The 14,393-nt window shown below is 72.3% G+C and carries 17 protein-coding genes; 12 read left to right on the top strand and 5 right to left on the bottom strand.

Going from position 1 to position 14,393, the window contains the following annotated elements; translation table 11 throughout:
* Positions 1-9 precede the first annotated feature (9 nt).
* The 3 genes from F6B42_RS11715 to F6B42_RS11705 all read left to right on the top strand — a co-directional run bounded on the left by F6B42_RS11715 (position 10) and on the right by F6B42_RS11705 (position 2,134).
* Positions 10-744, top strand: coding sequence for a PspA/IM30 family protein (locus F6B42_RS11715; protein WP_150419879.1), 735 nt, complete (start codon positions 10-12; stop codon positions 742-744).
* Positions 745-854: 110 nt separating this feature from the next.
* Positions 855-1,682, top strand: coding sequence for an arginase family protein (locus F6B42_RS11710; protein ID WP_150419878.1), 828 nt, complete (start codon positions 855-857; stop codon positions 1,680-1,682).
* A complete protein-coding gene (locus tag F6B42_RS11705) occupies positions 1,679-2,134 on the top strand; it encodes a Fe-S oxidoreductase (RefSeq protein WP_150419877.1) in 456 nt (151 codons plus the stop codon). The genes F6B42_RS11710 and F6B42_RS11705 overlap by 4 nt, the downstream gene beginning before the upstream one ends.
* A 4-nt stretch (positions 2,135-2,138) precedes the next feature.
* Here F6B42_RS11705 and F6B42_RS11700 read toward each other — a convergent pair whose 3' ends face one another.
* From F6B42_RS11700 to F6B42_RS11690, 3 genes are read right to left on the bottom strand one after another with little or no spacing between them, the layout of a single operon-like run.
* Complete coding sequence (locus tag F6B42_RS11700; RefSeq protein WP_150419876.1) at positions 2,139-2,624, bottom strand: phage tail protein; 486 nt, start codon at positions 2,622-2,624, stop codon at positions 2,139-2,141.
* 60 nt (positions 2,625-2,684) lie between these two features.
* Positions 2,685-3,410, bottom strand: coding sequence for a tyrosine-protein phosphatase (locus F6B42_RS11695; RefSeq protein ID WP_223878470.1), 726 nt, complete (start codon positions 3,408-3,410; stop codon positions 2,685-2,687).
* Positions 3,407-3,889 carry a carboxymuconolactone decarboxylase family protein gene (locus F6B42_RS11690; RefSeq protein WP_150419875.1) on the bottom strand — a complete coding sequence of 161 codons (483 nt, stop codon included), beginning with the start codon at positions 3,887-3,889 and terminating at the stop codon, positions 3,407-3,409. Before F6B42_RS11690 ends, F6B42_RS11695 begins: the two co-directional genes overlap by 4 nt.
* A gap of 69 nt (positions 3,890-3,958) precedes the next feature.
* Here F6B42_RS11690 and F6B42_RS11685 point away from each other — a divergent pair, with 69 nt between their 5' ends.
* The 8 genes from F6B42_RS11685 (at position 3,959) to F6B42_RS11650 (ending at position 11,392) form a co-directional block, all read left to right on the top strand.
* Positions 3,959-4,885: an alpha/beta fold hydrolase gene (locus tag F6B42_RS11685; RefSeq protein WP_223878469.1), complete on the top strand. Its 927-nt coding sequence runs from the start codon at positions 3,959-3,961 to the stop codon at positions 4,883-4,885.
* A gap of 131 nt (positions 4,886-5,016) precedes the next feature.
* A complete protein-coding gene (locus F6B42_RS11680) occupies positions 5,017-6,528 on the top strand; it encodes an ABC transporter substrate-binding protein (protein WP_150419873.1) in 1,512 nt (503 codons plus the stop codon).
* Positions 6,525-7,475 (top strand): ABC transporter permease, encoded by a 951-nt coding sequence (locus F6B42_RS11675; RefSeq protein WP_150419872.1) that lies wholly within the window; start codon positions 6,525-6,527, stop codon positions 7,473-7,475. The genes F6B42_RS11680 and F6B42_RS11675 overlap by 4 nt, the downstream gene beginning before the upstream one ends.
* On the top strand, positions 7,472-8,353 hold the full coding sequence (locus tag F6B42_RS11670) for an ABC transporter permease (protein ID WP_150419871.1): 882 nt from the start codon (positions 7,472-7,474) through the stop codon (positions 8,351-8,353). The genes F6B42_RS11675 and F6B42_RS11670 overlap by 4 nt, the downstream gene beginning before the upstream one ends.
* Positions 8,350-9,132: an ATP-binding cassette domain-containing protein gene (locus F6B42_RS11665; protein ID WP_150419870.1), complete on the top strand. Its 783-nt coding sequence runs from the start codon at positions 8,350-8,352 to the stop codon at positions 9,130-9,132. Before F6B42_RS11670 ends, F6B42_RS11665 begins: the two co-directional genes overlap by 4 nt.
* Positions 9,129-9,929 (top strand): ABC transporter ATP-binding protein, encoded by an 801-nt coding sequence (locus F6B42_RS11660; protein WP_150419869.1) that lies wholly within the window; start codon positions 9,129-9,131, stop codon positions 9,927-9,929. Before F6B42_RS11665 ends, F6B42_RS11660 begins: the two co-directional genes overlap by 4 nt.
* Before the next feature lie 46 nt (positions 9,930-9,975).
* Complete coding sequence (locus F6B42_RS11655; RefSeq protein WP_150419868.1) at positions 9,976-11,028, top strand: M4 family metallopeptidase; 1,053 nt, start codon at positions 9,976-9,978, stop codon at positions 11,026-11,028.
* Complete coding sequence (locus tag F6B42_RS11650) at positions 11,021-11,392, top strand: protealysin inhibitor emfourin (protein ID WP_150419867.1); 372 nt, start codon at positions 11,021-11,023, stop codon at positions 11,390-11,392. Before F6B42_RS11655 ends, F6B42_RS11650 begins: the two co-directional genes overlap by 8 nt.
* Here F6B42_RS11650 and F6B42_RS11645 read toward each other — a convergent pair.
* Together F6B42_RS11645 and F6B42_RS11640 are read right to left on the bottom strand one after the other, a co-directional pair.
* Positions 11,377-12,003 (bottom strand): GNAT family N-acetyltransferase, encoded by a 627-nt coding sequence (locus F6B42_RS11645; protein ID WP_150419866.1) that lies wholly within the window; start codon positions 12,001-12,003, stop codon positions 11,377-11,379. The genes F6B42_RS11650 and F6B42_RS11645 overlap by 16 nt on opposite strands.
* 62 nt (positions 12,004-12,065) lie before the next feature.
* A complete protein-coding gene (locus F6B42_RS11640) occupies positions 12,066-12,764 on the bottom strand; it encodes a uracil-DNA glycosylase (RefSeq protein WP_150419865.1) in 699 nt (232 codons plus the stop codon).
* Between the two features lie 60 nt (positions 12,765-12,824).
* On the opposite strand from F6B42_RS11640, the gene F6B42_RS11635 reads away from it, so the two are divergent.
* A complete protein-coding gene (locus tag F6B42_RS11635; RefSeq protein WP_396652466.1) occupies positions 12,825-14,288 on the top strand; it encodes an MFS transporter in 1,464 nt (487 codons plus the stop codon).
* Positions 14,289-14,393: the final 105 nt, after the last annotated feature.

Here is a 14,393-nt window from a genome sequence, read left to right as displayed (position 1 = left end):
GGAAACCCGATGGCTAAGCAGTCAATCTTCGGCCGCATCTCGACGCTCATGAAGGCGAACATCAACGCCCTCCTGGACCAGGCCGAGGATCCGCAGAAGATGCTCGACCAGCTCGTGCGGGACTACACCAACTCCATCGCCGACGCCGAGTCGGCCATCGCCGAGACGATCGGCAACCTGCGCCTGCTCGAGCGCGACCACCAGGAGGACGTCCAGGCGGCGGCCGAGTGGGGCAACAAGGCGCTGGCTGCCAGCCGCAAGGCCGACGAGCTGCGCGGCACCGGCAACACCGCCGACGCCGACAAGTTCGACAACCTGGCGAAGGTCGCCCTCCAGCGTCAGATCAGCGAGGAGAACGAGGCCCGCACGATCGCTCCGACGATCGCGACGCAGACCGAGGTCGTCGAGAAGCTCAAGGACGGCCTGAACGGCATGAAGGTCAAGCTCGACCAGCTGCGCGCCAAGCGCTCGGAGCTGCTCGCGCGCGCCAAGACCGCCGAGGCGCAGAACCGCGTGCACGACGCCGTCAAGTCGATCGACGTGCTCGACCCGACCAGCGAGCTCGGCCGCTTCGAAGACAAGGTGCGCCGCCAGGAAGCCCTCGCCGCCGGCAAGCAGGAGCTGGCCGCCTCGAGTCTCGACGCTCAGTTCGAGAGCCTCGAGGACGTCGGACAGCTCACCGAGGTCGAGGCGCGTCTGGCCGCGCTCAAGACGGGCGGCCCGGCCGGCGCGATCGAGCGCTGAGCACCGCATCCGCGACATCGGGCGTCCGGGGATCCGCTGCGGCTCCCCGGACGCTCGGCATGACCCCGACGGCACTGCCGTCGGGAAGGCCGTGAGGAAGGACGACATCCATGACACGGTTCCTGGTCGTACCGCAGTGGCAGGGTTCACCCTCCACCCGCGCGATGACGCTGATCGACGGCGCGGAGGCGATCGCCGGCGACCTGCCCCGGAGCGCGACCCAGCGCATCGACGTGCCGGTCGAAGCCGGCGAGGCGCTCGACACGGGCGTGCGCCGGTACAGCTCTCTCGCGCGCACGCGCGACCTCCTCGCCGCGGCCCTCGAGTCGGCCGACGCCGACGGCTCCGAGGGAATCGGTGTCGTGATCGGCGGCGATTGCGGCGTCGCCGTTCCGGCGATCGCGGCCGCCGCGGCGCGGCATCCGCGTCTGGCCCTCGTCTGGTTCGACGCCCACGGCGATCTGCACACCGCCGAGACCTCGCCGTCCGGCGCCTTCGGCGGCATGGCGCTCCGGGCGGCGCTCGGCGACGGTCCCCTCGCCGCGACCCACCCCGTGGCCCCGGAACGCACCGTCCTCGTCGGCGCACGCGACCTCGATCCGGCCGAGGACGAATTCGTCGCCGGCTCGGGCATCCGCGTCATCAGCACGTCCGACCTCGACGACCCGGCGTCCCTCGCCGATGCCGTCTCGACCACCGGCGCCGACGCCGTCTACATCCACGTCGATCTCGACGTGCTCGATCCGGCCGCCGTGACCGGGGTCGGCTTCTCGGTCCCCTTCGGGGTGGATGCCGGGGCCCTCACCCGGGCCGTGGGCGTCCTTCGCGAACGCCTGCCGCTCGCCGGCGCGTCGATCTCGGGCTTCGCGCCCGCGGTTCCCGACGCGGCCGTCGACGACATGGGGACGATCCTGCGCATCGTCGGGTCGCTCGCATGACCCGGGCGACGCCTCCGGCGAACTGGCGGGCGCGCGCTGATCGCGCCGTTCGCCGCGGCGAGAGCTTCGACCGGCTGATCCCGGCCGTCCTGCTCGACTCCGCGGTCAGCCGCATCGGCGCGGCCGCGGCCACGGCGTTCGGCTTCGTCTGGGGCGGCCTGTGGTCCACCGGCCGGGTGACGCGCCGCGGCCGGCTGTGGGTGTTCACCGGCATGCCGGGCTGGACGTACGGGCGCGGCGGCGTGTGCGTCGGATCGTGCTTCCTGACGGGCGATCGCGATCCGGGCCCGCGGCTTCTCGCGCACGAGGAGACCCACGCCCGCCAGTGGCAGCGCTACGGCCTGCTGATGCCGCTGCTGTACCTGTTCGCGGGCCGCGACCCGCTCCGCAACCGCTTCGAGATCCTCGCCGGACTCGAGGACGGCGGGTACGTGCGACGGTCGTCGCGCTGACGCGTCAGCGCGCGGTCGCGAGTCCGAAGCGCTCGGGCGTGCGGATGGCCGTCGCCGCGAACCCCAGGCGGCCGGTGAGGTGGTCGACGATGTCGGCGGTGCCCAGGTAGCCCCCGAGCAGGTGCACGCGGGTGCCGGCGGCGGCCTCGATGCAGAGCATCTCGTCGGCCCAGGCCGTGACAGCCCGGGTCAGGGCGGCGCCGGGGGCACAGGAGCGACCCGACCCCGGGGCGCCGGAGCGCACCGAACGATCGAGCCAGGTGACGATCATGCGCCCGGGGACGGTGACCGCGCCGATCCACGACGCGTCGGGCACCTCGATGAACACCCGCCCCGTCGAGCAGAGCGGCAGCGTGACCAGCAGAGCCTGCAGATCGGCCAGCGTGTGCTCGTCGGCCGTGATGAGGTGCTGCACGCGCGCGTGCTTCGCGCCACGGCATGCGGCGGCGCCGTGCGCGCTCGTCGCGTCGACTCGGGCTGCGGCGGTCATGATGACCCCATCATACCCCCGATGAAGGCATGCCTTACCTGAGTAGTCGTCCCTCGAGGCTCACACGACGAGGATGCGACGGAGCTCTGCGATCTCGTCGTCAGCGAGTCCGTGGGCGCGGAGGTAGTCCCCCGGTGCGCCGTACCGTTCCCGCAGGTCGTCGAGGAAACCGCGCATCACCGGAGCCGGCGATCTCGTCGCGAGGATCTCGAGGTCACGGGAGTCGGGATGCTGCGATCTCAGCCAGGCGACCACGCGAGCGTTGCGCTCGGCGGGAAGCAGCGTCTCGGTCACGGCGTAATCGGCGACCACCGCGTCCTCGTCGACGCCCGCCGCGGCGAGGAGCAGCGCGATGGTCACGCCGGTCCGATCCTTGCCGATCGTGCAGTGCACGAGCACCGGCTGATCGGCGAGGACGCCGCGGACGACCTCGACGACGCGCGGGGCCGACTCCTCGGCGATCGAGCGGTACATGGCCGGCAGCGACATCCCGTCGCGCAGGAACGACGCGACCGACCCGGCGAACAGCGGCACGCGCTGCGTCGCGACCGGAACGTCGTCCAGACGCGAGGGCTCGAGAGCGACCTCGGCATCGTCGCGCAGGTCGATGACGCGGCGGAGCCCCAGTTCGCGCAGGGTCGAGCGACCGTCCCCGTCGAGGCCGAAGAGGTTGCCGGATCGGAAGAGCACGCCCGGGCGGCTGTGCGACGCACCGGCGGGCAGTCCCCCGGTGTCGCGGAAGTTGATCGCCCCCGAGACCGATGGCATCGCCGGGGTGCCGCTCATCCGGCGTCCGCCGGGGCGGCGCGCGGCGGAACCGGGTACCGGCCGGCGATCGTGATGCGGTTGAACGCGTTGATCGACACCAGCAGCCAGCTGACGGCGACGTACTCGGCCTCCGAGAACACGCTCCCGACGTGGTCGTACAGCTCGTCCGACACGCCGTCTTCGTGGATGTACACGTACGCCTCGGCGAGCTCCAGCGCCGCCCGCTCCCGCTCCGAGAAGACGCCCGATTCCCGCCAGGCCGGCAGCTGGGCGATCTCGTCGGCCGTCACGCCCGCCGCCGTCGCGCGGGTGACGTGGACCCGGATGCAGTAGGCGCATCCGTTCAGCTGGGACGTGTGGATGAGCGCGAGCTCCATGAGCCGGTCGTCGATGCCCGCGTCGGCCGCGATGCGACCGACCGTCCGCGCGAACTGGTCGAGGGCGTCGTACGCCGGTCGCGCCGCTTTGGACAGATGGATGCGGCGCTCCGAACTCATGCGTTCACATTACCCATCGGCTTCGGCGGCCGAGGCAGAATCGGAACTCAGCCGATCCGAGGGAGCACCGTGTCCGACGCCGCGTTCGACGAGTTCTCGTTCCTGCCCGTGCAGGCAGCCGAAGCCGGGGTTCCGGTTCCCGGCGTCCGAAGGGTGAACGGCGCGAGTCCCGACGGCCGCGCGATCAGCGCCCTGCGGTTCGGCGATGCCGACGTCGAGGTCGTCCTGCTGCACGGCGCGGGCCTGAACGCGCACACGTGGGACCGCACCGCCCTCGCCGTGGGCCGCCCCGCTCTCGCCGTCGATCTGCCCGGCCACGGCGACTCGGAGTGGCGCGACGACGCCGACTACTCCCCGCGCGCCATCGCGACCGACCTGCTGCCGGCGCTTCGCGGCTGGGTGACGCGCCCGGTCGTCCTCGTCGGGCAATCGCTCGGCGGCCTCACCGCCGCCGCGATCGCCCGGCTCGCTCCCGAGCTCGTGCGCGCTCTCATCGTCGTCGATATCGCGCCGGGTCTCGATCCCGCCGGGGGCGCCGCCTCGATCCGCGCGTTCTTCGCCGGGCCGACCGATTGGGCGAGCCGTGCCGAGCTCGTCGACCGCGCGCTCGCTTTCGGTCTCGGCGGCGACCGCACCGCCGCCGAACGCGGCGTGCTGCTCAACTCGCGCGTGCGCGCCGACGGGCGCGTCGAATGGAAGCACCACTTCGCCCGCATCGCCAACCGGCTCGCGGCCGACTCCGACGCCGCCGCGGCCGCGGATGCCCACCAGGACGCGATCGCCGCCGTGCTCGCGGAATCGGGATGGGACGATCTGAGGGCGGTCGATGCGCCGCTGACCCTCGTGCGCGGCGAGCGCGGCTTCCTCAGCGACGCCGACGTCGCGGCGTTCTCGGCACGGCTGCCCACGGCCGGGATCGTCACCGTCGACTCCGGCCACAACGTGCAGGAGGAGCAGCCCGCCGAGCTCGCCCGCATCATCCGCGACGCCGATTGACGATCCGCGACGTCGCGTGACCCCGGATGCAGCCGCGGCTCGCCGCGGAGCCTAGGCTGTATGCCGCACCAGTCCGCGGGAACGCCTCGACACCATCGGGCGATCGCCTTGTGAAAGGAACCCTCTCCCACATGCTCCGCCGCACCGCTCTGTCCGCCGCCGCCGTCCTGGTCGCGGGCGCCCTGGTCCTCGCCGGCTGCAGCGCCGACGGCGACGCCGCCCCGACCGCCGCTCCGGGCGATCCCGACCCGGACGCCAGCGTCAGCATCCGCCTGGTCCTCGAGCCGTCGAACCTCGACATCCGGCAGACCGCCGGCATCTCGCTCGATCAGACGCTGATCGACAACGTCTACCAGGGTCTGGTCGCGCGCACCCCCGAGGGTGAGATCGTCGACGCGCTCGCGAGCTCGCACGAGGTGTCGGCCGACGGCCTCACCTACACCTTCACGCTCCGCAACGGCGTCGTCTTCCACGACGGTCAGCCGCTCACCGCGCAGGACGTGGCCTGGTCGCTGACGACCCGGCAGGCCTCCCCCGAATGGGCCGACGCCCAGCGCCTCGCCGGCATCACCTCGATCGTCGCCGACGGACAGACCATCACGCTGACGCTGGCGCAGCCGGACTCGTCGCTGCTGTGGAACCTCACCGGGCGCGCCGGCATCATCCTCAAGGAGGGCGACACCGTCGACTACAACTCGGCGGCGAACGGCACGGGGCCCTTCCGCCTCGCCGACTGGCGCCAGGGCGCGAGCCTCGTGCTCGACCGCAACGACGATTACTGGGGTGACGCCGCGGGCGTCGCGGAGGTGAGCTTCGACTTCATCCCCGACAACCAGGCGGCGATCAACGCCGCCCTCGCCGGCGAGGTCGACGTCCTCGTCGGCTTCGACGCCAACCTGACCGACCAGGTCGAGGGCGGCGGCGACTTCACCGTCGAGACCGGCAGCGCCACCGACAAGAGCGTCCTCGCGATGAATTCGACCTCCGGTCCGCTCGCCGACGTGCGTGTGCGCGAGGCGATCCGCACCGCGATCGACCACGATGCGATCGTCGACGCCATCGGCAGCGGACGCACCCTCTTCGGTCCGATCCCCGAGCCCGACCCGGGCTACGAGGACCTCTCCGACGTCGTCTCCTACGACCCGGATGCCGCTCGCGAGCTGCTCGCCGAGGCGGGCGCCGAGGACCTCTCCCTCACCCTCACGATCCCGAGCGCCTACGGCACGACCCTGACCCAGATCCTCGTGTCGAACCTCGGCGACGTCGGCATCGACCTGGCCGTCGACCGCGTCGACTTCGGCACGTGGCTGAGCGACGTCTACACGAACAAGGATTACGAGCTGAGCGTCGTCAACCACGCCGAGCCGCGCGACTTCGAGAACTGGGCGAACCCCGAGTACTACTTCACCTACGACAACGCCGAGGTCCAAGACCTTTACGCGCAGTCGCTCCTGGCGACCGACACGCAGCAGGCCGACGACCTGCTGAAGCAGGCGGCGCGCATCGTCTCCGAGGACCACGCCGCCGACTGGCTCTACAACTGGTCGTCGGTCGTCGCCGTCGCGACGAACGTGACCGGGATGCCGGTGGACAACGTCAACGCCCGCATCAACCTGGCCGAGATCGCCAAGAGCGACGGGTGATCCGGTACGCGCTGACGCGACTGGGCCTGCTGCTGCTGGGCCTGGTCGTGGCCAGCGTGCTGATCTTCCTGACCCTGCGCGTGCTCCCGGGTGACGTCGCGCAGCAGATCGCCGGAACCAACTCGACGCCCGAGCAGGTTGCCGCGATCCGCGCGAACCTGGGCCTCGACGTGCCCCTTCCCGCGCAATACCTGGACTGGATCGGCGGTGTGTTGCGCGGCGACCTCGGTACCTCTCTTCTGACCGGGACGCCCGTCGCCTCGGAGTTGGCGGCGAAGGCACAGGTGACGATCCCGCTGGGTGTCATGTCGCTCGCCGTCGCGCTCCTGATCGCCCTGCCGTTCGGCATCGTCGCAGCCCTGCGTCGCGGACGGCCCGGCGGCACCGCGCTGTCGTTCGGCGCGCAGGCGATCGCCGCGGTGCCGGTGGTGTGGGCGGGGATGATGCTGGTCGTCGTGTTCGCGGTGTGGCTCGGGTGGCTGCCGGCGCAGGGATTCCCGCGCGCGGGCTGGAGCGACCCCGGCCGTGCCCTCGCGGCGCTCGTGCTCCCCGCCGTCACCATCGGCGTCGTCGAGGGAGCGATGCTGATGCGCTTCGTCCGCAGCGCGACACTCGCGGCCATGGGCCAGGACTTCGTCCGCACGGCCGCCGCGAAGGGCCTCACCCGGCGTGCGGCGCTCCTCCGGCACGGGCTGCCGGTCGTGGGCCTCTCCATCATCAGCGTCCTCGGGCTCCAGGTGGCGGGCATCGTCGTGGGCGCCGTCGTCATCGAACAGCTCTTCACGCTTCCCGGGATCGGCCGCATGCTCGTCGCCGATGTCGGCCTGCGCGACCTGCCGAAGGTCCAGGGCGAACTCCTCGCCCTCACCGGCTTCGTCCTCCTCATCGGCTTCGCCGTCGACCTGCTGCACCGCAGCCTCGACCCCCGCCAGCGGGAGGCATCGTGACCCGTCGCGCATCGTGGCTCGGGCGGCTGTGGGCGCTTCCCGCCGGCCGTTTCGGATCGATCGTCGTCGTCGCGATCGCCGTCATCGCGCTCGTGTCGCTCGTGTGGACCCCGTTCGAGCCGCAGCGCGTCGACGTGCCGAATCGCTGGGCCCCTCCGGGCTGGCCGAACGTCCTCGGCACCGACGCGTCGGGGCGCGACATCCTGTCGCTGCTGATGACCGGGGCGCAGACGACGATCGTCGTCGCGGTCGGCGCGGGCCTCGTCGCCAGCGCCGTCGGCGTCGCGCTGGCGTGCCTGGGCGCGCTGACCGCCCGCTGGACGCGCGAGATCGTCGCCGTGCTCGTCGACATCCTCGTCGCCTTCCCCGTGCTCCTGATCGCCATGATGATCTCCGCCGTGTGGGGCGGCTCGCTCTGGGTGGTGATCATCGCCGTCGGAATCGGCTTCGGCGTCAACATCGCCCGTGTGACCCGCCCCGAGCTCCGGCGGACGCTTCACAGCGACTTCGTCCTCGCCGCCCGGGCGAGCGGGCTCACGCCGGGCCAGACCGCCGCGCGGCACCTGCTCCCGAACGTCGCCCCGGTGTTCATCGTGCAGCTGTCGTGGGGCATGGCGGTCGCGGTCCTCGCGGAAGCGGGTCTCAGCTATCTCGGCTTCGGTGCTCCGCCGACGCAGCCGTCGTGGGGCCTGCTGCTCAGCGAGCTCCAGACGTACCTCACGGCGCACCCGCTGAGCGTCGTGTGGCCGGGACTCGCGATCACGGCGACCGTGCTCGGCCTCAACCTGCTCGGCGACGGGCTGCGCGAGGCGACCGACCCGACGCTGTCGCGCCGGCGCTCGGCGGCGCGTACCCACACCCCGGGGGTGGTCGCGTGAGCCTCGTGGTCTCCGACCTCCTCATCGAGATCGACGGCCGGCGCGTCGTCGACGGCGTCTCGTTCGCCGTTCCCGACGCGGCGCGCGTCGGGCTCATCGGCGAGTCCGGGTCGGGCAAATCGCTGACGGCGCTCGCGCTGCTCGGTCTGCTCCCCGACGACGCGCGGGTGGCGGGCAGCATCCGGTGGAACGACGTCGAGCTCGTCGGGCGTTCCGATCGCGACCTGTCGACCATTCGCGGCGACGAGATCGGCATCGTCTTCCAGGAGCCGCAGACCGCCCTCAATCCGCTGCGGACGGTCGGTCGGCAGATCGCCGAGCCGATCCGGATCCACGAGCGCCTCGGCCGGCGCGAGGCGGCTGCCCGCGCGGCGACCGAGGCACGGCGCGTGCAGCTGCCCGAGGACGCGCTCGGACGGTACCCGCACCAGCTCTCGGGCGGTCAGCGGCAGCGCGTCGCGATCGCCATGGCCTTGGCCGGGCGGCCGGGCCTGCTCATCGCCGACGAACCGACGACAGCGCTCGACGTGACGATCCAGGCCGACATCCTCGATCTGATGAGCGGCCTCGTCGCGGATGCCGGGATGTCGCTGCTCTTCATCACGCACGACCTCGCGGTGCTCTCTCAGATCGCCACCGACGCTGTCGTGCTCGAGGACGGCGCGGTCGTCGAGAGCGGACCGGTGGCGCGTCTGCTGAGCTCGCCGACCTCGGACGTGACGCGGGCGCTCGTGAGGGACGCGACCGCGACCCTCTGGCGACCGGAGGGCCGATCATGAGCGGTGGGATCGTGGTCGCGGCACGCGGTCTGACCCGCCGCCACCGCGAGCGCGCGTCGACCCCGTGGGCACCGCGCCGCGTCACCACCGCCCTCGAGGACGTCGACCTCGACGTACGCGCGGGCTCGGCCGTCGGCATCATCGGCGAGTCGGGATCGGGAAAATCGACGCTCGTGCGGCTGCTCCTCGGCCTCGACACGCCGACGGCCGGGACGGTCGAGGTCGACGGGCGCCCCGTGGACGCCCGCGCCTCGGCGCGCGAGCTGCACTGGCTCCGCCGACGCACCGGCATCGTGTTCCAGGATCCCTACGCCTCGCTCGATCCCCGGATGAGCGTCGGCCGGATCGTCGGCGAACCCCTGTGGGCGCTCGGCATCGAGGGCGACCGGCGCGAGCGCGTCCGCGCGGTGCTCGGCGACGTGGGTCTGGAGGCCGACGTCGCCGAACGGTACCCGCACGAGTTCTCGGGCGGACAGCGCCAGCGGATCGCCCTGGCCCGGGCGATCGTGCATCGCCCCGGCATCCTCGTCGGCGACGAGCCGCTCTCGGCGCTCGACGTGACCGTCCGCGCCCAGATCCTCGACGTCCTCCGCACGCTGCGGGAGCGGGACGGGATGACCCTCGTCATGGTGTCGCACGACATCGGCGTCGTGCAGAACCTCTGCGACGAGGTCGTGGTCGTGAAAGACGGCCGCGTCGTGGAGGAGGGCCCGACCGAGAAGGTGCTCCTGCAGCCGCAGGCCGCGTACACGCGACGCCTCCTCGCCGCCGTTCCGGTCATCGACCCCGGCGTCTGACCGCCCCGACCGGCCGCGCGTCGGAGGGCGGCACTAGCGTGTCAGCATGCGCGCGATCATCCCCCCGTACGTCCTGGCCCGCATCGCCTCGGCCCGCGAGCCCCACCTGGCCCGTGCCGCCGGCGCCGCTCGGGCGACCCTGGCCGCCCGCCCCGCCGACCTCGCCCCGCGCACGAGCCTGCGCCTCTCGATCGAGGACGGCGGCACCCTCGTCGCCGAGACGGTCGACGCGGTGTCGCGCGCGATCGCGGACGCCGAGGGCCGCGAGGAGCTGCCGGGCCGGCCCGTGCGCGACGAGGGCGAGGATCCCACCGGCGACGCAGCCGTCGACGAGGCCTACGACGGCCTCGGGACCACCTTCGACTTCTTCCGCGACGCCTTCGGGCGCGCGTCGATCGACGGACGCGGCGCGACGCTGGCGGCGACCGTCCACTACGGCCGTGACTACGACAACGCGTTCTGGAACGGCGAGCGCATGGTGTTCGGCGACGGGGACGGCGAGATCTTCACCGGGTTCACCGGCTCGCTCACGGTGATCGCGCACGAGCTCGCCCACGGCGTGACCGAGTTCAGCGGCGGATTGACCTACGAGGGGCAGTCCGGCGCGCTGAACGAATCGCTCTCGGACGTGTTCGGCGCCCTCACCGAGCAGTACGCGCTCCGTCAGCGCGCCGACGAGGCGTCGTGGCTGATCGGCGCCGGTATCTTCGCTCCGGCTGTGCAGGGGCGCGCGCTGCGCTCGCTCGCCGCCCCCGGCACGGCGTACGACGACGATGTGCTGGGTCGCGACCCGCAGCCGGGCCATATGCGCGACTACGTCGAGACGACGAACGACAACGGCGGCGTGCACATCAACTCCGGCATCCCCAACCGGGCGTTCCATCTCGTGGCCACGCGCCTGGGCGGTCACGCCTGGGAGCGGGCGGGCGCCATCTGGTATCGCACCCTCGCCGACGGCGGCCTCGCGCCCTCGGCGGACTTCGCCGCGTTCGCAGCCGCCACGCGGTCGGTCGCCGCCCGGGAGTACGGTGAGGGGTCAGAGGAGGTCGACGCGGTCCGCGCCGGATGGCGGGACGTCGGCGTGACAGAGGATGTCTGACGACGAGACCGACACCGCAGCGCAGGACGCCGGGCCCGCCCCGTCCGTGCGCGTGACCGTCCGACGCAGCGGCGGCTTCGCCGGCCTCGTCCGCACCTGGCGCGTCGAGACCCACACCCCGAGCACGACGCCCTGGGTCGACCTCATCGATCGCTGCACCTGGGAGGCGGGGCCGCGGCATCCCGGTCCTCCTCCGGCGGGAGCCGACCGCTTCACGTGGGACGTGACCGCCGAGGTCGAGGGGCGCATCCGTCATGCGGCGCTCACCGATGCCGACCTCGCGGGCGGCTGGCGCGACCTCGTCGACGCCGTTCGCGCGAGCGACCCCCGCGGGCTCGGAGCGCGGACTCAGCCCGAGAGCTGACCGAACAGGGCGCGCAGCCCCTTCTTCGGCTGCTCGAGCGATTTCTGCAGGTAGATCGTGCCGAGCCACCGACCGAACTTGTGGCCGACCTTGCCCATGCGTCCCACCTCGACGAAGCCGAAGCGCTCGTGCAGCGCGACGGACGCCTCGGCGCCCTTGTCGCTGATGACGGCGACGATCTCGCGGAGCCCGAACTCCTGGCAGGCGTCGATGAGCGCCGACAGCAGCGCGCGCCCGAGTCCCTTGCCCGTCGCCGCCTGGCCGAGGTAGATGGAGCTCTCAGCGGTGTACCGGAACCCGGTCTTGCCGTTCCACGGCGATGCGAGGGCGTAGCCGAGGATCTGACCCGACGGCGAGACGGCCACGAGGAACGGGAGCCCCAGCTTCTGCAGGTAGTCGAATCTCTCGACCCACTGCGCGTGCGTCCACTTCTTCTCGTCGAAGGTGACGACCGAGTTCGTCACGTAGTAGTTGTAGATCTCGCGGATGTCGGCGAGGTCGTCCCGTCGAGCGGCGCGGATCTCGTACGTGAAGGGACGCTCGGTCTCCGGCGTGCGACGCAGATGCCGGGGAAGGCGGCGGCGATCGCGGTTCGAATCCTCCTCGAGCATGCCGCCAGCCTACGCGCCGGGTGTTTCCGTCCGGTGACGCGCCGCTCTCGCGACGCCCGCGTTCACTCGTCCGGCAGGCGCCAGTCGATCGCCTCGCCGCCGAGCCCGCGCAGGAGGTCGTTCGTGCGCGAGAAGGGTCGGGATCCGAAGAACCCCCGCCGGGCCGACAGCGGAGACGGATGCGCTGAGGCGACGACATCCGTGGTGCCGAGCAGCGGTCGCAGCGAGGCCGCATCCTTTCCCCACAGGATCGCGACGAGCGGCGTGCCGCGCAGGGCGAGCACGCGGATGGCGTGCTCGGTCACGCGTTCCCACCCCCAGCCCCGATGCGACGCGGGTGCCCCCGGGGCGACCGTGAGAACGCGGTTGAGGAGCATGACGCCCTGCTCGCTCCAGGCCGAGAGGTCGCCGTGGGCGGCCGGCGGGATGCCGAGATCGTCCTCGAGCTCGCGGTAGATGTTCGCGAGGCTCCGAGGCAGGGGGCGCACCCGACGGTCGACCGCGAAGGAGAGCCCGATCGGGTGTCCGGGCGTCGGGTACGGGTCCTGCCCGACGATGAGCACCCGGACGTCGGAGAGCGGCCGGCCGAAAGCGCGCAGCACGTGATCCCCGGCGGGCAGATACGACCTCCGCGCCGCGACCTCGGCTCGCAGCCGATCGCCGAGGGCGGCGATGTCGCCCGCGACGGGTTCGAGCGCGCGCGCCCACTCCGGGTCGATGAGTCCGTCGGCGGCCAGCTCCGAGAGCGCGTGCGGTGTCACCCGCCCAGGCTACGTCCGCGTCTGCCTCGCGTCCGACGACCTCGGCAGTATGCTCGCCCCGTGTCGACGACGCTGCGCAGTTCGGCCCTCGGCGTGACCGCGGGTCTCATCGGGTGGTTCATCCTCGTGGAGATCGTCAGCGGCATCCTGCAGGGGTACTACGTGCCGCTCTTCAGCGACATCGTCGTCCACCTCGGCATCCGCGATGCGGACGTGAACTGGTTCGAGGCGGCCCAGCTCCTCCTGTCGGCCCTCGTCGTGCCCGTGCTCGCGAAGCTCGGCGACATGTACGGCCACAAGCGGATCCTGCTGATCGCCGCCGTCCTCACCGCGGCGGCCACGTGGTGGCTCGCCTTCGCCGGTTCGTTCTGGGCGTTCCTCATCGCGTGGGCGCTCCAGGGGTTCTACGTCGTGTGGCTGCCGCTCGAGATCGCCCTGATCTTCGAGCGCGGGCGTCGGCAGAACCGGGGCGTCTCGCTGACGCGCCGCGCGGCGGGCCTCCTCGTCGTCGGACTGCAGGCCGGCGCGATCCTCGGCGCGCTCGCCGCCGGGCGCATCTTCACGGCGACCGGCGGCGACATGACCCTCACGCTGGTCGTCCCGGCGATCGCCGCGACGCTCGTCGCCGCCGTGATCTGGCTCGGGGTGCCCGAGTCCTCGCCCGAACCCGGGCGCCGGCTCGACTCCCGCGGCTTCGTGATCCTCGCCGTCGCGCTGCTGCTGGTGACGAGCTCGCTGACCTTTCTCCGACTCAACGGGCCGGAGGTGTTCTGGGTCTGGCTGCTGCTGGCCGCCGGGATCGCCGGCTTCGTCGTCTTCGCGCTGTTCGAGCTGCGCCAGCCCGACCCGGCCGTCGACATCCGCGTGCTCGCCCGGCCCGAGATGTGGCCGGTCCAGGCGACGGCCCTCCTCGTCGGCATCAGCCTTCTCGGCGCTCAGGGTCCCCTGTCGACCTACGCCGGAACGGACCCCTCGCTCGGGTACGGACTGGGCCTGGATGCGACCGAGCGATCGAACATCATCGGCGTCTATCTCGTGTCGCTGATCGTGGGCGCCGTGCTCTTCGCCGTCACCTCCCGGCGGGCGAGTCCCCGGCTCGTGCTGATCGGCGCGGCGCTCCTCGTCGGCATCGGGTACACGCTGTTCCTCCCCTTCCACCGCGAGCTGTGGCAGGTGCTCGTGAACCTGTGCATCGCCGGCCTCGGTTCCGGTGCGCTCGTGGGAGCCATGCCGGCGGCGGCGGCCGCCGCGGCTCCGCGCGGGCAGACGGGCGTCGCCTCGGCACTGACCAACACGACCAAGACGATCGGCGGGACGTTCTCCTCGGCGGTGTTCGGCGTCGTCCTCGCGGCCGGCGCCGGGATCGTCGCGAGCGAGACCGCGGCGTCCCTCGGCGGCTACCTCACCGTCTGGGCCGTCTGCGCGGCGGGCGGGTTCCTCTCGGCCGTGCTGCTGCTCGTCGTGCCGAAGGTGGCGTTCGCCGACGACGCCGAGACGCGCGCGGCCGTCAGCCCGACGGTCTGACGCCCGCCCCGACCCGGCCCGGCGGAGGACATCAGCACCGAGGAGGGCGATCCGGCACCAGGACACCTCCGACGCGCAGATCGCCTGCAACGCGCGACCTCCCCG

This window comes from Microbacterium radiodurans (genome assembly GCF_008710705.1).
GTDB lineage: Bacteria > Actinomycetota > Actinomycetes > Actinomycetales > Microbacteriaceae > Microbacterium > Microbacterium radiodurans.
This window is presented reverse-complemented; position numbering and strand designations above follow the sequence as displayed.

Bases quoted from the DNA above. Each gene is read 5' to 3' on its own strand.
- F6B42_RS11660 (WP_150419869.1), top strand. From the start codon at position 9,129: ATGAGCGGTGGGATCGTGGTCGCGGCACGCGGTCTGACCCGCCGCCAC.
- F6B42_RS11705 (WP_150419877.1), top strand. From the start codon at position 1,679: ATGACCCGGGCGACGCCTCCGGCGAACTGGCGGGCGCGCGCTGATCGC.
- F6B42_RS11655 (WP_150419868.1), top strand. From the start codon at position 9,976: ATGCGCGCGATCATCCCCCCGTACGTCCTGGCCCGCATCGCCTCGGCC.
- F6B42_RS11710 (WP_150419878.1), top strand. From the start codon at position 855: ATGACACGGTTCCTGGTCGTACCGCAGTGGCAGGGTTCACCCTCCACC.
- F6B42_RS11700 (WP_150419876.1), bottom strand. From the start codon at position 2,624: ATGACCGCCGCAGCCCGAGTCGACGCGACGAGCGCGCACGGCGCCGCC.
- F6B42_RS11690 (WP_150419875.1), bottom strand. From the start codon at position 3,889: ATGAGTTCGGAGCGCCGCATCCATCTGTCCAAAGCGGCGCGACCGGCG.
- F6B42_RS11650 (WP_150419867.1), top strand. From the start codon at position 11,021: ATGTCTGACGACGAGACCGACACCGCAGCGCAGGACGCCGGGCCCGCC.
- F6B42_RS11715 (WP_150419879.1), top strand. From the start codon at position 10: ATGGCTAAGCAGTCAATCTTCGGCCGCATCTCGACGCTCATGAAGGCG.
- F6B42_RS11695 (WP_223878470.1), bottom strand. From the start codon at position 3,410: ATGAGCGGCACCCCGGCGATGCCATCGGTCTCGGGGGCGATCAACTTC.
- F6B42_RS11645 (WP_150419866.1), bottom strand. From the start codon at position 12,003: ATGCTCGAGGAGGATTCGAACCGCGATCGCCGCCGCCTTCCCCGGCAT.
- F6B42_RS11680 (WP_150419873.1), top strand. From the start codon at position 5,017: ATGCTCCGCCGCACCGCTCTGTCCGCCGCCGCCGTCCTGGTCGCGGGC.